Annotated in this window: 18 protein-coding genes; 7 read left to right on the forward strand and 11 right to left on the reverse strand. The window is 64.7% G+C overall.

Annotated features, from left to right (window positions below):
• Window positions 1-48 precede the first annotated feature (48 nt).
• The 3 genes from AC3IR3_RS05780 to AC3IR3_RS05790 all read right to left on the reverse strand — a co-directional run bounded on the left by AC3IR3_RS05780 (window position 49) and on the right by AC3IR3_RS05790 (window position 2,297).
• Window positions 49-633, reverse strand: coding sequence for an NUDIX hydrolase (locus AC3IR3_RS05780; RefSeq protein WP_489196014.1), 585 nt, complete (start codon window positions 631-633; stop codon window positions 49-51).
• A 204-nt stretch (window positions 634-837) separates the two neighbouring features.
• Complete coding sequence (locus tag AC3IR3_RS05785; RefSeq protein WP_489196015.1) at window positions 838-1,737, reverse strand: 5'-3' exonuclease; 900 nt, start codon at window positions 1,735-1,737, stop codon at window positions 838-840.
• Window positions 1,725-2,297, reverse strand: coding sequence for a nitroreductase family protein (locus tag AC3IR3_RS05790; protein ID WP_489196016.1), 573 nt, complete (start codon window positions 2,295-2,297; stop codon window positions 1,725-1,727). The genes AC3IR3_RS05785 and AC3IR3_RS05790 overlap by 13 nt, the downstream gene beginning before the upstream one ends.
• A gap of 83 nt (window positions 2,298-2,380) precedes the next feature.
• Between AC3IR3_RS05790 and AC3IR3_RS05795 the strand changes: the two genes are divergently transcribed.
• A complete protein-coding gene (locus AC3IR3_RS05795) occupies window positions 2,381-3,496 on the forward strand; it encodes an NAD(P) transhydrogenase subunit alpha (protein WP_489196017.1) in 1,116 nt (371 codons plus the stop codon).
• Window positions 3,497-3,569: 73 nt separating this feature from the next.
• On the opposite strand, the gene AC3IR3_RS05800 is transcribed toward AC3IR3_RS05795, so the two are convergent.
• From AC3IR3_RS05800 to AC3IR3_RS05810, 3 genes are read right to left on the reverse strand one after another with little or no spacing between them, the layout of a single operon-like run.
• Window positions 3,570-4,169, reverse strand: a complete 600-nt coding sequence (locus AC3IR3_RS05800) for a DUF3106 domain-containing protein (RefSeq protein WP_489196018.1) — start codon at window positions 4,167-4,169, stop codon at window positions 3,570-3,572.
• Window positions 4,170-4,174: 5 nt separating this feature from the next.
• On the reverse strand, window positions 4,175-4,546 hold the full coding sequence (locus AC3IR3_RS05805) for a hypothetical protein (RefSeq protein WP_489196019.1): 372 nt from the start codon (window positions 4,544-4,546) through the stop codon (window positions 4,175-4,177).
• Window positions 4,543-5,124 (reverse strand): RNA polymerase sigma factor, encoded by a 582-nt coding sequence (locus AC3IR3_RS05810; RefSeq protein WP_132147418.1) that lies wholly within the window; start codon window positions 5,122-5,124, stop codon window positions 4,543-4,545. The genes AC3IR3_RS05805 and AC3IR3_RS05810 overlap by 4 nt, the downstream gene beginning before the upstream one ends.
• 158 nt (window positions 5,125-5,282) lie before the next feature.
• Between AC3IR3_RS05810 and AC3IR3_RS05815 the strand changes: the two genes are divergently transcribed.
• A complete protein-coding gene (locus AC3IR3_RS05815) occupies window positions 5,283-5,576 on the forward strand; it encodes an NAD(P) transhydrogenase subunit alpha part 2 (RefSeq protein ID WP_132147550.1) in 294 nt (97 codons plus the stop codon).
• Window positions 5,573-7,006 carry an NAD(P)(+) transhydrogenase (Re/Si-specific) subunit beta gene (locus tag AC3IR3_RS05820; RefSeq protein ID WP_489196020.1) on the forward strand — a complete coding sequence of 478 codons (1,434 nt, stop codon included), beginning with the start codon at window positions 5,573-5,575 and terminating at the stop codon, window positions 7,004-7,006. Before AC3IR3_RS05815 ends, AC3IR3_RS05820 begins: the two co-directional genes overlap by 4 nt.
• Here AC3IR3_RS05820 and AC3IR3_RS05825 read toward each other — a convergent pair.
• Window positions 6,978-7,427 (reverse strand): hypothetical protein, encoded by a 450-nt coding sequence (locus AC3IR3_RS05825; protein ID WP_489196021.1) that lies wholly within the window; start codon window positions 7,425-7,427, stop codon window positions 6,978-6,980. The genes AC3IR3_RS05820 and AC3IR3_RS05825 overlap by 29 nt on opposite strands.
• 182 nt (window positions 7,428-7,609) lie before the next feature.
• Here AC3IR3_RS05825 and sufT point away from each other — a divergent pair, with 182 nt between their 5' ends.
• From sufT to AC3IR3_RS05845, 4 genes are all read left to right on the forward strand, one after another.
• On the forward strand, window positions 7,610-8,167 hold the full coding sequence (gene sufT / locus AC3IR3_RS05830; RefSeq protein ID WP_132147424.1) for a putative Fe-S cluster assembly protein SufT: 558 nt from the start codon (window positions 7,610-7,612) through the stop codon (window positions 8,165-8,167).
• A gap of 342 nt (window positions 8,168-8,509) precedes the next feature.
• The gene (locus AC3IR3_RS05835; protein ID WP_489196022.1) at window positions 8,510-10,339 is read left to right on the forward strand and encodes a M4 family metallopeptidase; all 1,830 of its coding nucleotides are present in this window, start codon (window positions 8,510-8,512) and stop codon (window positions 10,337-10,339) included.
• A gap of 59 nt (window positions 10,340-10,398) precedes the next feature.
• Complete coding sequence (locus AC3IR3_RS05840) at window positions 10,399-11,568, forward strand: M4 family metallopeptidase (RefSeq protein WP_489196023.1); 1,170 nt, start codon at window positions 10,399-10,401, stop codon at window positions 11,566-11,568.
• 133 nt (window positions 11,569-11,701) lie between these two features.
• Window positions 11,702-13,054, forward strand: a complete 1,353-nt coding sequence (locus tag AC3IR3_RS05845) for a S8 family peptidase (protein ID WP_489196024.1) — start codon at window positions 11,702-11,704, stop codon at window positions 13,052-13,054.
• 1 nt (window position 13,055) lies between these two features.
• Here the strand turns inward: AC3IR3_RS05845 and AC3IR3_RS05850 are convergent, their stop codons facing one another.
• The 4 genes from AC3IR3_RS05850 to wrbA form a co-directional block, all read right to left on the reverse strand.
• The gene (locus tag AC3IR3_RS05850; protein ID WP_132147433.1) at window positions 13,056-13,541 is read right to left on the reverse strand and encodes an asparaginase domain-containing protein; all 486 of its coding nucleotides are present in this window, start codon (window positions 13,539-13,541) and stop codon (window positions 13,056-13,058) included.
• 302 nt (window positions 13,542-13,843) lie between these two features.
• Entirely contained in the window at window positions 13,844-15,523 is a 1,680-nt protein-coding gene (locus AC3IR3_RS05855; protein WP_489196025.1) for an acyl-CoA dehydrogenase family protein, read from the reverse strand.
• 77 nt (window positions 15,524-15,600) lie between these two features.
• A complete protein-coding gene (locus tag AC3IR3_RS05860) occupies window positions 15,601-15,942 on the reverse strand; it encodes a DUF2069 domain-containing protein (protein WP_489196026.1) in 342 nt (113 codons plus the stop codon).
• Window positions 15,939-16,541: an NAD(P)H:quinone oxidoreductase gene (wrbA, locus tag AC3IR3_RS05865; protein WP_132147442.1), complete on the reverse strand. Its 603-nt coding sequence runs from the start codon at window positions 16,539-16,541 to the stop codon at window positions 15,939-15,941. The genes AC3IR3_RS05860 and wrbA overlap by 4 nt, the downstream gene beginning before the upstream one ends.
• Between the last annotated feature and the right edge of the window lie 4 nt (window positions 16,542-16,545).

Genomic DNA, 16,545 nt, shown 5'->3' on the forward strand with positions numbered 1-16,545 from the left:
CGTACGAAGCGACGCCCCCACTTCCCACCCCCCATCCCCGCTTTTAATTCATCGCGTATGCGCTTCCGGGTGTTCGATGAACCACAAGCCCGCGAACAGCTTCGCATCGATCGAGAATCCCTCCGCCGCACGGGCGAACAGCCACGCGCCCGCTTCCGAGCGGGGCACTTCGTGGACGACGATGTTCTCCGACTCATCGCCGCCGCCAGGGCCGACCTTCACGAGATCCCAGGCGCGGGCGAAGGCGATCATTTCGGTGCTCATGCCCGAGGAGGAGGGGCCTTCGTGCACGAAATCGAGGCGACCGCAGGCATAGCCGGTTTCTTCTTCCAGTTCGCGACGGGCGGCGAGCAGGACGTCCTCGTCTTCCTGGTCTTCGAGGTCGCCTACGAGGCCCGCGGGCATTTCGATGGTGTTCTTCAGGATCGACACCCGGTACTGCTCGACGAAGATGACTTTGTCCTCTGGCGTTACCGCCAGGATGATCACCGCTCCGCCCGGATTGTTGCGCTCGACGTATTCCCAGCGTCCGCGTTTCTTCAGCGTCAGCCACTTGCCCGCATAAAGCAGCTCCACCGGCGCACTGGCGTCATCGGGAATCGGTGAGGCGTGGGGCAGGGGGCTGGTCGGCATGGCATGGCGCTCCGTGAGGTGATGGCGGGAATTATGACGGGGGATTTATCTCTGGGGTGTGACTGGTAGAGCGGGGATGGGGGTGGGAAGTGGGGGCGTCGCCTCGTGCGCTCGAGGGTACTGGCGGCGCTGCTTCGGCGCGGCGCGCACGCTGGCCTCGGTACAAAACCATGCGCCCCCACTTCCCACCCCCCATCCCCGCTCTTAAATCAACGCGCGAAGCCGGGATCGCGTCAACGGCCCGAACCGCAGCCGCTCGCAAAGCTCGTCGAGCGTCGAAGCCTCGCCGCGACGGCGGATGAGCGCATCGGCCGTTTCGGCTACTGCGATATCCAGCGCAATGCGGGTCAACCGGCGGCACAGGCGGGCCTGATCGGCGTGTTCGCGCAGCCGGACGGCACATGCCGCCGCGCCGCGAATGCGCAGGAACGGCACTTCGTCGATGCGTTCGAGCACGCTGTCCAGATCGCCGAAATGGGCGAGCAGCGCGGCGGCGGTCTTGGCGCCGACGCCGGGCACGCCGGGAATGTTATCCACGGCGTCGCCGCATAGCGCGAGATAGTCGGCGACCTGATGCGGATGCACGCCCAGCCGGTCGAACACGCCGGCCGCGCCCCAGCGCACGCCGCGCGCGAAGTCCCATTGTTCGTCGCCTTCGCCCAACAGTTGGCCGAAATCCTTGTCGGCCGAGACGATGACGCCACGGAAACCATGGGCGCGCAGGCCCCACAGCGCGCTGCCGATGAGATCGTCGGCTTCGTACTGATGGTCGTTCAGTACCGTGAGTCCGAGCGCCGCCGAGACGTCGCGGCATAGCGCGAACTGACGTACCAGCTGCGGCGGCGGAAGCTCGCGATTCGCTTTATAGGCCGGATAGATCGCGTTGCGGAACGAGGTGGTCAGCGAGGCATCGAAGGCGACCGCGATGTGTTCGGCGCGGGTTTTTTCCAGCAGTTCGCAAAGAAAACGCGTAAAGCCGTGCACGGCGTTGACCGACTCGCCTTCGCGATCGTGGAACTCGTCCGGCATCGAATGCCAGGCGCGGAACACATAGAGACTGCCGTCGACCAGATGGACGACGGACGAATCGGTCACGGCGTCCATTCGCTCACGATTCCGTCGACGGAGGGGCGGTCGCGGTCCGGCGTGTCCATCGTCGCCGTGCCCATGTGCACGAAGCCGACGACGTGCTCGTTGTCGGCCAGGCCCAGCAGCGTCCCGACATCGCGGTCGTACGCCGCCCAGCCGGTCAGCCACTGCGCGCCGAAGCCGAGTGCCTGCGCACCCAGCAGCATGTTGTAGGCAACGCAGCCCGCGCTGAGGTTCTGCTCGAACTCCGGCACCGTGCTGTCGCGGTGGATGTGGGCAACGACAACCAGCACCAGGGGCGCGAAGGTGTAGCGGTGACGTTCTTTTTCCCGCTTCGACTCAGGCATGTCCGGGTGCTTCGCCAAAGCCATCGCCGTGAGCTGCTCGCCGAAGGCCAGTTTGGCGTCGCCACGCAGCGTCAGGATGCGGAAAGGCACCAGCTTGCCGTGATCGGGCACGCGGACGGCGGCTTCGAGCAGCCGGGTCAGCGTGGCGGCATCGGGGGCGGGTTCGCCGAGCTGGCGCGACGGGACGGAATGACGGGTATTGAGGAGGTGGAGGCGGTCTGCGGTCATCGGCTCAGTGTACCCGGCTTGGGACCGCCTCTCGACGTGGCGGGCACGCTACCATGGCCCGAACGGGCGGGAGGAGTCCTGGTATGCCGATGACTGTAGGCGCGTTGTGCGAGACCGCGAAAGGCGAGCGACGGGTGGCTTTGACGCCGGAGACGGCGCGCAAGCTGGTGGCCCGTGGGCTGGCCGTCATTTTCGAACACGACGCCGGGCGCGAGGCGGGCTTTCCCGATGCGACTTATATCGCCGCGGGCGCTACCCCCGCCGATGCGACCGACGTGGCGACGAGAGCCGACCTGTTGCTATGCGTCCAGCTTCCTCCCGCCGACCGTCTCACGGCTCTGCGTGCCGGTACGGCCATCGTCGGCCAGTTTCGCCCGAATGCGGCACGCGACCGGCTCGAGGCACTCGGCGAGCGCGGCGTTACGGCTTTTTCGCTGGAACTCCTGCCGCGCACTACGCGCGCCCAGGCGATGGACGTACTGAGTTCCCAGGCGGCCGTAGCCGGTTACCGGGCCATGCTGATCGCGGCCGAAGCGGCGCCGATGTTCTTTCCGATGCTGACCACGGCGGCGGGTACGATCCGGCCGGCGAAAGTGCTGGTGATCGGCGCTGGCGTGGCCGGTCTGCAGGCTATCGCTACCGCGCGGCGTCTGGGTGCGCAGATCGAGGGTTACGACGTTCGTCCGGAAACCCGCGAGCAGATCGAATCCCTGGGTGCGCGTTTTCTCGACCTGGGTGTCAGTGCCAGCGGCAGCGGCAGCGGCGGTTATGCGCGCGAGTTGTCGGCAGAGGAACAGGCCGCGCAACAGGCCGCCCTCGGCGAGCGGCTGCGGGCTTTCGATGTGGTCGTAACGACAGCCGCCGTGCCCGGCAGGCCGGCGCCGAAGATACTCACGGCGGCGATGCTGGAAGGGATGAAGCCCGGCGCGCTGATCGTCGATCTCGCCGCAGAAAGCGGCGGCAATTGCGTGGCGACGGTGCCGGGGCAGCGCGTGAATGTCGGCGGGGTGACCGTGCTTGGTCCGCTCGACCTGGCGGCCGGTGCACCGTTGCACGCGTCGGAAATGTATGCGCGCAACCTGCTCAACTTCGCCGATCTGCTGGTGCGCGATGGCAAGCTGTCGCCGGATTTCGCGGACGATCTTGTCGCGGCGACGTGTGTGAATCGTGTCGGCGAAAGGCAGCCGCAGTTGATTTGACGAGAGGGACATTTCTATCTCTCACCGTCGCCCCTGCGCGGGAGCGACGGTGAGGGCGGTCGTTGCTTTGCGCTCAACCGCCCGGCGGCGGAGGCGGCCTGCGACCATGCCCCTCCGGACCGGGACCGTCCGGAGGCGGCGGACCGTCGGGCGGTGGAGGCAGGACACTGTTCGGCCCCAGACTGTCGATCCACTTGCGCCGGTCGTCCGGCGACTGGTTCTCCCACTTCCGCATCAGCGCCTGACGCTGGTCGGGCGGGAGCTGGCGGAAACGATCGAACGCGGCATGCAGCTGATCGCGTTGCTGCGGCGTCAGATCGTGGAATTTTTTCATGTTGCGGCGCGCTTCTTCGCGCTGCTCCGGCGACATCTGCTGCCAGCGGACGATGCGTTCGCGGATTTCGGCGCGCTTGTCTTCCGGCAACGTCGCCCAGCGCGCCGCCTTTTCCAGCATGTGTTGCTGGCGACGGGGCGGAAAGTCGTCCCATTCCTTGGAAAGCGGCGCGAACATCTGGCGTTGGTCGGGCGTCAGCGTGCTCCACGGGCGCGGCGGAGGTGGCGGGCCGCGCTCCCCGGGCGGGGGTGGGGGCGGACGATCCTGCGCCAACGCGATAGCCGGTGCGAAAGCGACGAGCAGCAGCGCGAGAATGGCGACAAGGATGGAGGGGCGCATGGTCGTCATCGGGTCGGGGATGCCGCGCGCTGGTCGGTTGCGAGCCATCCGTAGAAATCGAGGTTCTGGTACAGCGCCGGATCGGCACTGTCGGCATCGGGTGGCAGGTCGCTGTCCGCTTCGACGGATTGCACCGCCTTGGTCGGGGCGCTGGACGAGCCCGTGAGCGGTTGCCAGAGCATCAGCGAGGCCAGTGCAACCACGGCGAACGCGCCCGCTGGCAGCAGCATGCGTCGCGTTGCATGAGCCTGCGGCTTGTCGAGTGCGCTGCGCCGGGCCGCGCGCAGACGGCCGGCGGTCGCCGGATCGACTTCACTGCTGGCGCGCAGGTAAAGCTCGCGTGCCCTGCGTTTGATGTCTTCGTCGCGCTGGCTCATCGCCATGCCTCCAGTTGATCGCGCAGCGCGTGCATCGCGCGCGAAAGATGAGTTTTCACACTTCCGTCCGAGCAACCCATGGCCGCGGCGGTTTCCGCGACGTCCAGGCCTTCCAGCACCCGCAACATGAACGCTTCGCGCTGGCGGCGCGGCAAGGTGCGTACCGCTGTCGCGATGTCGTTGTAAGCCTGCGCGTCCTGCAACTTCGCCGATGGGTCGGGACCTTCGTCCGCGGGCTCCCATGCGGGAAGTTCGTCGCCATCGTCGTCCTTGCCGCCACCCAGCCAGCCCACCACGATCGAGCGGACTTTCCGGCGGCGCTGCAGGTCGACAATGCGTCGCCGCAGGATGCCCCAGAACAGCGGGGTCCATTCCTCGGCGGGCTTGCCGCTGTAGTGCTGTACCAGCCGCATCATCGCGTCCTGTACCGCGTCCAGCGCGTCTTCGCGATTGCCGAGATTCAGTTCGGCCATGCGCCAGGCGCGCCGTTCGACCTGGGCAAGGAAGGCGTCCATGCTCCGCGGAACCTCGCGGACAACGTCCAGCAAGGTGCTGTCGAGGGCGATCCCGGCATTCATCGCTTCCGGTTCCGCCTTATCGGGTTCCGCATCCTCATGCTCCATACGGGTCGAACTCTCCGGTTAACGCGGTTTAGGGCCGCCGGTTGACGTGCCTATCGTCTCCCGCGGTGCCCACGTATGATCGGTGGGAGACGGACAGACTACGGGGAGTGGGCATGCTCGACGGGTTTCTGGCGCTATACATCTTCATGTTGGCGGCATTTACGGGGTATGAAGTCATCGCGCGCGTGCCGGTGATTCTGCACACCCCGCTCATGTCCGGTTCGAATTTCATCCATGGCATCGTCGTGATTGGGGCGATGATAGCGCTGGGCAGGGCCGAATCCCCGCTGGAAATTACGATCGGCTTCGTCGGCGTGCTCCTGGGCGCCGGCAACGCGGTCGGTGGCTATGTCGTTACCGGGCGCATGCTGGAAATGTTCCGTGCCAGCCGGGAGAAGCGCTCATGACGGACTGGTTCCCGTCCGTCATCCAGGCCTGTTACTTCGCTGCGGCGCTTCTTTTCATCCTCGGACTCAAACGTATGAGCTCGCCGCGCACTGCGCGCGGCGGTATCGGCTGGGCGGGTGTGGGCATGCTGCTCGCCGTGGCGGCCACGCTGTTCCTGCCGGGTCTTAAACATCGCGAGCTGATGTTGCTGGCGCTGGTCCTGGGTACGCTGGCCGCATGGTGGTCGGGACGTCGCGTCGCGATGACCGCCATGCCCGAAATGGTGGCGCTCTATAACGGCATGGGTGGTGGCGCCGCGGCCGCCATCGGCGGTGCCGAACTCTACGGTTATGCCTCGCATGTCGTGCACCTGCTCGGCGGCGGTACATATGCCGTCGCCGGTTACGACCCGCCGTCGACCGCGCATCTGGCGCTGGCGCTGGTGGGTTCGCTGATCGGTGCTGTGAGTTTCAGTGGCTCGCTGGTTGCTTTCGGCAAGCTGCAGGGCTGGCTGGATCGCCGGTTCGTATTCGCCGGGCAGCGCACGGTCAATGCACTGGTTCTGGTTGCCGCGCTGGCCATCGGCATCTGGCTCGTGGTGGGCCGGCTCGACGCCACGGCGATCACCGTCTTCTTCGCGCTGTCGCTGGCCCTCGGCGTGATGATGACGCTGCCGATCGGCGGCGCGGATATGCCGGTGGTGATCTCGCTTTATAACGCCCTGACCGGTCTGGCCGTCGCCTTCGAAGGCTTCGTGCTTGGCAACGAGACCATGATCATCGCGGGTACGGTCGTCGGCGCGGCGGGTACGCTGCTGACGCAGTTGATGGCGCGGGCGATGAACCGCTCGCTCGGCAACGTGCTGTTCGGCAGTTTCGGCGTTGCTTCCGGCGAGGCGAAAGCGATCGATGGCGCACAGAAGCCCATCGACGCCGCGGACGTCGCGGTGATGATGGCTTACGCGGAGCGCGTGGTTATCGTGCCTGGTTATGGGCTCGCGGTGGCCCAGGCCCAGCACAAGGTCTGGGAACTGGCGCAACTGCTTATCGCCCGTGGCGTGAAGGTCCGTTTCGCGATCCATCCGGTCGCCGGCCGCATGCCGGGCCATATGAACGTGCTGCTGGCCGAAGCCGGCGTGCCTTACGACCTGATCGCGGATATGGACGACATCAACCCGGAATTCCCGGCGGTCGACGTGGCGCTGGTGATCGGCGCGAACGACGTGGTCAATCCTGTCGCGAAGACCGACCCGGGATCGCCGATCTACGGTATGCCGATCCTGGACGTGGAGGCGGCGAAGAACGTCATTGTGATCAAACGCGGCAAGGGCACGGGCTTCGCGGGCATCGAGAATGCGCTGTTCTATGCGGATAACACGCGCATGTTGTACGGCGACGGCCAGGCGGCGGTCGCCGAACTGATTACGGCGACGAAGGCGATCGACGCCTGAGCGGCCACGCGGCCAGCGCGGCAAGGGCCGCGCCGGCCAGGTGGAAGGCCAGCTCGCGCGGGCCGGTAGACAGGCGTGCGAGTTCCAGAAGCATCGTCGGGCCGGCGTCGCGGAGCGCGTCGGCGAATCCCACGCCCATGAGGCCGGCGATCATTGCGGCGGCGACCAGGCACGTGGTGTAGAGGCTTGCCAGCAGTGTCGCGGCGGCGGCCAGCAGCGCGCCGTATCCGCCCCGGGCCTTCAGCCAGCGGCGCACGATAACCCCGAGTATCCAGCCGACGGGCAGCGCCAGCAGGGGCAGGGCCCGTCCGTAGAACATGGACGGAAGTGTCCACAGCGCGCCTGCCGCCAGTCCGAACATGGCGGCGCACAGGGCGGTGAACAGCTGGCCCGGCAGGGCGCGCAGACGATCAGACGGCATCGGGGGTCTGGGGGCTGGCTGGCACGGGCGGAGAATTCCGTAGGCGAAAAACCGCCATCATAACCCGGTCGGGGATTCGCCGCCTTGAGAAGCGCCCGGATGCCCCGATTTAGCGATTACGCCTTCCGGCGTCATAATGATCGACTTTGTGGCCGCGACGCGGCCTCATCAACAGGACAGGCATGAGCGGTTTCAGTCTCAGCAGCGAGCCCTTCACACTGGAGCGCGATTGCCAGGCGGTCATGGTGCCGCAGGGCGAAACAGTCACGCTGCCGGCAGGGCAGATCGGCTACATCACCCAGGCGCTGGGCGGCAGCTTCACGGTTTACGTGGAAGGCAATCTTTTCCGTATCGCCGGCGACGACGCCGACGCGCTGGGCAAGGAACCTCCGAAGCCGATCGAACTGGCCGAGGGCGCCAGCGACGACGATGTGGAAAAGCTCGTGTGGCAGCAACTGCGCACGTGTTTCGATCCGGAAATTCCGATCAACGTCGTCGAGCTGGGTCTCGTCTACGACGTGAGCCTGGAACACGGCGACGACGGCGCACGCAAAGCCTACGTGAAGATGACGCTCACCGCGCCCGGTTGCGGCATGGGCGACATTCTCGTCGACGACGTGCGCACGAAGCTCGAACTGATTCCCACCGTGAACGAAGCGGATGTCGATCTGGTATTCGATCCGCCGTGGAACCATTCGATGATGTCGGATGCGGCGAAGCTCGAAACGGGCATGCTCTGATCCGTTTCCCATGCTCCCGCAAGCGCGGATAACGTGAACGTATGCGTGCGACCTAGGGTAATCCCTAGATAGTTACCGACGTAATGATGCGTTAGCTTGTGTCCCGGCGACTGGTTGGGAGGCCGGTGCGTCGATTCCGTTACGTGGGCCCCTGTCGCCCACGGCGTTCATCTTTACGTCCACGACGTTCCTCTACGGAAGAAAGGGGAAGGAGCGTCATTACGGACGGACACGGGATCGCTAGGCAAACATCATCCGCGCGTCGCGCGGTTCTTTACGTTTGGATGTGGTCCGTGCGGCCGCAATGGCCGTTGCTTGCCCATCCTCTGGAGGAGGGACGTAATGCCAAGTCATGTTCGCTTGAAACTGCTGGTCGCAGCACTCGGCGTCACCGCCGCAACGGTCGCCAGTGCGGCTACCGAGCAGCACCTGCAGGCACAGTCGCTGGGCGTCGCACCGGCTAACCAGCTCGTCGCACGCCTGGGCCTCAGCGCCGACAACGCTTTCATAGCGAAGAACTCGCTGCCCACCGCAAGAGGCACGCAGACGGTCCGCATGCAGCAGACCTTCAAGGGTGTGCCGGTGTTCGGCCGCAGCCTTGCCGTCGAACAGGACGCGCAGGGTAATTCGCTCGTCGCCAACGGTATCGTCGCGCAGGATCTGGGCATCGATATCGCTTCCGTGTCGCCGAAGATCGACGGCGCCGCGGCGGTCGCGATCCTGCAGCGTCAGTCGCGTGCACTGACTCTCTCGACAGCGGCCAGCATCGAGAACACAAAGGCCGATCTCTACGTTTATCCGGTCGAAGGCGCGCCGGCGCGTCTGATCTACCTGACTTCATATTTCACTGGCGGCGATCATCCGTCGCGTCCCACCGCGATCATCGATGCCAACACCGGCGAAGTGATCCAGCAGTGGGAAGGTCTGACAACGGCCGATTACCTGGCAACGGGTCCCGGCGGCAATGCGAAAACCGGCCAGTACCAGTACGACGGATCGTCCCAGGCACATCCGAAGCTGCTTGTGTCGCAGTCGGGTACGACATGTACCGCGCAGAATGCCAACGTGAAGACCTACAACCTCAACCACGCCACCAGCGGCGGTACGTTGTGGAGCTTCACCTGCGCGTCGGGCAGCAGCGGCGATGCCATCAATGGCGCATATTCGCCGATCAACGACGCCCACCATTTCGGTGGCGTGGTGCATGACATGTATGTGGCATACACCGGTGCGGCCCCGTTGAACCAGGTGCTGCTGATGAAGGTGCATTACAGCACCAGCTACGAGAACGCGTTCTGGGACGGCACGTCGATGAACTTCGGCGACGGCGCAAGCACGTTCTATCCGCTGGTGTCGGTCGACGTGACCGGTCATGAAATCAGCCACGGTTATACCGAACAGCACTCGAACCTTACCTATTCCGGACAGTCCGGCGGTATGAACGAGGCTTATTCGGACATTGCCGGCGAAGCGACCGAGTACTACGACCGCGGCAGCAACGACTTCCTTGTTGGCGCCGACATCTTCAAATCGAGTACCGGTGCGTTGCGTTATATGTGCAATCCGACCCAGGACGGGAGTTCCATCGACAACGCCGCGAACTACACAAGCAGCCTCGACGTGCATTATTCGAGCGGCGTGTACAACAAGGCGTTCTGCCTGCTGGCCAAGACGACCGGATGGGATACGTCCAAGGCGTTCAAGGCTTTCGCCCGCGCCAATGCGCTGTACTGGACGGCTTCGAGCACGTTCAATTCCGGTGCCTGCGGCGTTGAAAGTGCGGCGACCGATCTGGGCTACACCAAGGCCGATGTCACCGCCGCCTTCACGGGCGTCGGCGTCAGCTGCACGGGCGGTGGCGGTTCGGGTGGTGCGTTGTCGAATGGCGTCGCCAAGACCGGCCTTGCCGGCGCGACGAGCGCTGAACTGAACTACACCGTCGTGGTTCCGGCGGGTAAGAACCTGGTGATCAAGATCTCCGGCGGTACCGGCGATGCGGATCTCTATGTGAAGTTCGGTTCCGCTCCGACGACGAGCAGCTATGGCTGCCGTCCGTACCTCACGGGCAACAACGAGACCTGCACGTTCTCGTCGAGCCAGGCCGGTACGTACTACGTCAAGGTTCGCGGTTACGCCGCGTTCTCGGGCGTATCGCTGGTTGCAACCTGGTAAGTAGCGGTTAGTGAGAGGAAGAGGCCCGGGTGGCGACACCCGGGCCTTTTTTTGTTTAAGTGAACACCTACAGTGGCGAGGGGAGTTCGCCGACGGATGCGCAAAGCCAAGCTGGGTATGTTCGTACTGCCAGAGCGGAAATGCTCCGGCGATCTCGCCTACATCAATCACAGGACGTGACCATGAGAACTCTTTCCCCGATTCGCCCGTGGATGCTGTGCATTGCCATGGGGTTCTTCTCGACAAGCGGCATTGCCGCCGCTATAGCGCCCGATCCAGGGGTGTTGGCACTGGGTACGGGTCCGGGTGGAAACGAGCGTATCGGCATGTACCGGTACGGTGTCGATTATCCCGCACTTCGTATCACCCGCGTGGACGGAACCTGTCTGCTGAAGAATGCCGATGTCGAGACGTACACGCTGGAGGGCGGCACGGTGGGCAACGGAAAGCCCGTCGCTTTTCCCTGTTTTGAGCACGCTGGCGATGCCATCAATGGCGCGTATTCGCCAGCCAACGATGCGCATGCCTTCCTTTCTGCGACAGCCGACATGTTCAGGACCTATCTCGGCGAACCGCCGGCACTCGAACCGGTTCGCGTCATTGTTCACTACGGCAAGGAATTCAATTCGGTGGGCTGGGACACCGAGGGCCGGTTCGTCGTAGGCGACGGTGCCGCGCCGCTGTCTTATCCATTTGTCAGCCTGGATGCCATGGGTCATGAAATGGCTCACGCTTACGTGCGCAGGTATTCGGATCTGTCGTTTGAAAAAGACGATCAGCCTCACGCGATTCGCGAAGCATATGCGGACCTCGCGGGCGAGACGGTCGAGCTGTTCGTTCGCAAGAAGAACGATTTCCTGCTGGTCGCCGACTTTATCCGGCCAGAAAGTGGACTTGCGCCGCGGGATATGTGCCGGCCGACCAGCGACGGGTTTGGCATCGACCATCTGGACAAGTATATCGACGGGATGGATCCGCACGATGCCGCCGGCATTTACAACAAAGCCTTCTGCTTGATGGCAAAGTCGGATGGCTGGGATCTTGTGAAGGTTTTCAGAATTGCTTCGAGAGCCAACATTGCGTACTGGAAGCCGGACTCCCGTTTCGAAAGCGGTCTCTGCGGGCTGCTCCTTGCCACGCGCGATCTTGGGCACGACACGACAGTCGTCGTCGATGCCTTCTCGCGGGTAGGTGTTCGATGCCGGGATCGGGAAAGCGCACGCCGCTAGGGCGACGCTTCGAAAGCGTGGCTTATCGAAGACAAGGATCCTTCGGCACAAACTACGGAAGTCCCCGATGGAAGCCTATGAACCGGATGCTCGCGCGCGATTAGATTGTCGATTCCCGTGACGAGGAGTCGACATGATTACCCGATATACGATGCTTTTTTGTACTGCGTTGACGTATGGGATGCCGTGTTTTGCGGAAATTGCACCGAAGCGGCTTATCGTCCATTTCGATGACGATTCGACGGCGCGCCGTGCCATTGCCATGACACGGTCCGTACTGGGCGCGCGCGTTGCGGCCGATCTGGCGCACGTCCGCACACTGGCTGGCGGGGGAGAGCTCTTCGCGTTGCGCGACGGTGTCGCGATCGAGGCGCTCGTTTCCGATCTCTCGCGTATCCGTGGCGTGGTCGACATTGAGCCGGACATCTATCTGCATCACCTGGTAGTTGCCGATCCGCTCTGGAAGAGGCAATGGGCACTGAACGAACCAAAGGTGGGCATCGACGCGGAGGTTGCGTGGAAACGCACGCGTGGCGAAGGGGCTGTCGTCGCCGTGCTCGATACGGGTATCGTTCCGCATCCTGAATTCAATGGACAGTTGCTGGATGGCTACGACTTCATCGGCGATGTCGACGAGGCGCGGGACGGCGACGGTCGCGATGCGGATCCCACCGACGAGGGCGACTGGAACGAAGTCGGCGAATGTCGTGCGCGCCAGTTTATTCCTTCGTCCTGGCACGGTTCGCATGTCGCGGGCATCGTTGCCGCCCGGCAGAACGATGGGGTTGGGATGACCGGTATCGCGCCTGCCGCGAAAGTACTTCCGGTGCGCGTACTTGGCAGATGTGGTGGGGCGACGTCCGATATTGCCGATGCGATCGTCTGGGCGTCGGGTGGCAAGGTCAAGGGAATACCTGCGAACAAGCATCGCGCGGACGTCATCAACCTGAGCCTCGGTGCGCCGGGTACCTGTGGGAAAGCATTCGCCAAAGCGATCGCTCGTGCCCGGAGTCGCGGAACCGTGGTTGTGGTGGCCGCGGGCAACGCGACGGAGAACGTTTCGACGTCGTCGCCGGCCAACTGCGCGGGTGTGGTTTCGGTGGCCGCGCTGGCGCGACAGGGCGATGTGGCGTGGTACTCGAATTATGGTGCCGATGTGACGCTGGCAGCGCCGGGCGGCTCCAATAGCGGCGTGAAGTACGACGACATCGTGTCGGCAGTGGACACCGGAGAACGGCAGCGTACCCGGTCCGGATACGCGTACTACCCGGGTACGTCGATGGCCGCGCCACATGTCGCGGGTCTGGTGGCCTTGATGCGGTCCGTCGATCCGAAGATCGACGTGGATACGGTGACGCGTCAGCTGGTGGACAATGCGCGTCCGTATCCGGGACGTTGCCCGGAAGGATGCGGCGCGGGGCTGGCGGATGCGGGAGCGACCGTCGACGCGGTTTACGAAGATCGAGCCGCCGCCCGTTTCGACTGAATCAGGTTGCTTCGAAGCGATTCGCGTCGCGGTTCTTGCGCACCTGCGCCGGGTCCCAGATCCGGCCGTTCATCGCGATGTAGACGCCTTCGTCCAGCGTCTGCACCGCACCGACGGCGCAACCGATGTTGAACACGGCGTCCGAACCCTGGAAGCGTGCGGGATTCAGTGCACCGGTAAGCATGATGACTTTGCCCGGGATGCCTTTGAGAACCTGGGCCGTCTCTACCATGGTGTCGGTGCCGTGCGTCACCAGCACGTGCCGGTGCGGCTGCGCTTCGATGGTGCTGCGGATCAGCGCGCGATCTTCATCCGTGACGTGCAGGCTGTCCTTGCGCAGGATGGGAATGACGTCGAAGCGGAAGGTGACCCCGAGCTGGGTCAGGATGTCGCCGATCTGCGGCGCACCGATCTGGTAATCCGACTTGTCGTCGAAATAGACCTTGTCGATGGTTCCGCCGGTGGTGATGATCGTGAGCTGTTGCATGGTGGCCTGGGGAAGCTGGGAGGCAGGTGGAGAGTTTACCTGATGGAGGGAGTGCGCCGGATGGACGCGCCGTACTAGCCCTCACCGTCGCTCCTGCGCAGACCCAGTGCGACACGCTCGCATGAGCCGTGTCGCTCACGATCTTGCTTTGAAAGCATGAACGGACGATGTCGCGATAACCCGATGCGTCGCCCTGGGCGCCTGCCTGCTCGGGAGCGACGGAGGGGGGAGCGGGAGCGATTCGGTTCTGCTGACCGGGTTGCCGAATGCCGGTTTGCCGGATGTTGCCTACCTGCGCGGCACTACAAAGCCTTCGCCACCCGCTCGCCACTCACTACCCGATCCCCCGCGAGCATCGCATCGTCGGCACCCTCGGGCACCACGAGCCGGTCGAGTCCATGCGCGAGGAACCGCCGGCAGGCGGCTGCGGGGCGGGGATCGCCGTGTTCGGCGGCCCAGCGTGCCGCGCGTACCAGCAGGGCGGCGGCCATGACGCGCGAAAGTGTGAACGCGACACCGCGCGCGCACGCTTCCAGGCCGGCGCGATCGTTGTGCAGCGACGTCAGCAGGCGTTCGACGTTATCGAATGTCTCGTCGATCGCCGCGCGTTCCTGACCGGTGCCGTGGTTGTCCAGCAGTTGTTCGATCGCCGCGCGCACCGGTTGCAGACCCGCGGGACCCAGGGCACGTAGCGTGTCCAGCGAAAGTACATTGGTCGTGCCTTCCCAGATCGAATAAATCTGGGCATCGCGAAGCAGCTGGGGCAGTCCGGTATCTTCGATGTAGCCGGCGCCGCCGAAGCATTCGATGGCTTCGGAGGTAATGCGGACGGCCATTTTTCCGGTCCATAGCTTGGCAAGCGGCGTCAGCAGGCGAAGCAGGGCGGGTTCGTGCACGGCGGCCAGTCCTTGCTCGACGCGTCCGAGCAACTCGACGACGAAGAAGGTGAGGGCGAAAGCGCCTTCGAATTCCGCCTGCAGGTCGGCCAGCGTGCGGGCATGCAGCGGCTGGTCGATGAGGCGCGCACCGAAGGCGCTGCGCTTCGTGGCGTAGTCGCGGGCGAGCGCGATGGCCCGGCTCATGCTGGCGATGGCGCAGACAGCGTTCCACGTTCGCGTGACGTTGAGCATCGGGGTGATCTGCCGGACACCATGATCCAGCGGCCCGACCGGGGTTGCCGGCAGGCCGTGGAGATGGATTTCCGCGGTCGGAAGTTCGCGCGTACCCAGCTTGTGCTTGAGACGATCGATCGTAATGTCGCGCCAGGCACCGCGTTCGTCCTTGGTCTCGACGTAAAACAGTGCGAGAGCGGATGTGCCGGGGCCGGCACCTTCCGGCCGCGCCAACGCCAGCGCCGCTTCGCCGATAACGGCCGAGCTGAACCATTTTCGCCCATAAAGGCGCCATTGGCCGTGCTCGTCCAGGCGCGCGATGGTTTCGGTATTCGCGACATCGGAGCCGCCGCGCGTCTCCGTCATCCACTGGCCGGACAGCCAGAAATCGGCAGGGTCGCGACTCAGGAAATGCGGCAGCGCCCGTTCGGTCAAGGCGCGATTGCCCGAGGCTTTCAGCGCCGTGGCGGCGCCGTCGGTCATGGCCAGCGGGCAGGTATAGAACTCGCTGGCCACGTGATAGAGGTATACGCGGGCGAACTGTTCGATGCGTGCGTAGGGTAAGTCGGCATGACCGGCTGCCAGCAGACCGTGACGCGTCGTGATGCCCGGCCCCTCTTCCCATGCTGGGGTCAAAGCGATGCGATCGACGCGGCGACCCCAGGCATCCCATTGCGTCAGGACCGGCTCGGTCCGCGGCGTCATTTCGCGCCGGTGCCAGGCCATGGTGGCGTAGTCGCCAAGCGCATCCAGATCCGGTTCCAGCGCATCGAAGCGATCGCCCGGCAGGGCGCGCCCGAGATACGCATGCAGTACGCGGTCGTTACGGTAGGTATGCGCGAGTTTCGGCGCGTCCTGCAGAAAACCCATGGGTATCTCCGTCGCGGGATCGAGTCAGGCCGTTAGCGTGCGCCTCCCTCATCGTCGCGTCTATCCCGTGGAGGCGATCAGCGACGGCGGCGGACGCCCGCGCCCAGCGTGCCGATAAGCAGCAGGGTCAGCACCACTTCGATCATCGCCAGCCAGCGGTCGGCGGGCGAACTCCAGGTTTCCGATACGCCATGGCAAAAATAGAAAAGCGCGAGCGTGCCGACCCAGAGCAGGGCGCGGGTGATATTGGGCAGGGCGAACAACGGCAGCAGCAAGGGAACGACGGTGAGCGCCAGCGTCAGGACCGGCGACATCGTTTGCGGCGGGTAAAGCCACGCATACCAGACGACCTGCAATACGAGCAGGGCAGCCCAGGCGTACAGGCCGACACGCTGGGTCGTTGTCATGGGCGTCGTCATGCCGGGGTTCCCAGCCGGCGCGCCACATCGGCGAGCCGTTTGCCCAGTGCGCGTGCCAGTTCGCGCTCGTGTTCGGTGATGCCGTTGTCGCCGCGCGGGCCGGCGACATGGCTGGCACCGTAAGGCGAGCCACCGCTTACCGTCGTGCTGAGTGCGGGCTCGGTGTAGGGCAGGCCGACGATCAGCATGCCGTGATGCAGCAGGGGCAGGGCCATCGACAACAGCGTCGATTCCTGTCCGCCGTGCATGGTGCTGGTCGAGGTGAAGACGCAGGCCGGCTTGCCGGCCAGCGTGCCGGAGGCCCATTCGGCGCCGGTGGTGTCCAGGAAATGCTTCAGCGGCGCCGCCATATTGCCGAACCGGGTCGGGCTGCCCATGGCGAGGCCGACGCATTCGGCCAGGTCCTCGCGCGTGGCGTATGGAGCACCCTCGTCGGGCTCGGGCGGCTGGGCCAGTTCGGTGACCGGCGCCACGGGCGGTACCTGGCGCAGGCGGGCGCTCATGCCCGGTACTTCGCCGATGCCGCGCGCGATCAACCGGGCCAGCTGGGCCGTATGGCCGCTGCGGCTGTAGTAAAGAACGAGGATCTCGTGGGGCATGGGA

It is taken from the genome of Luteibacter sp. GL_149, assembly GCF_057834065.1.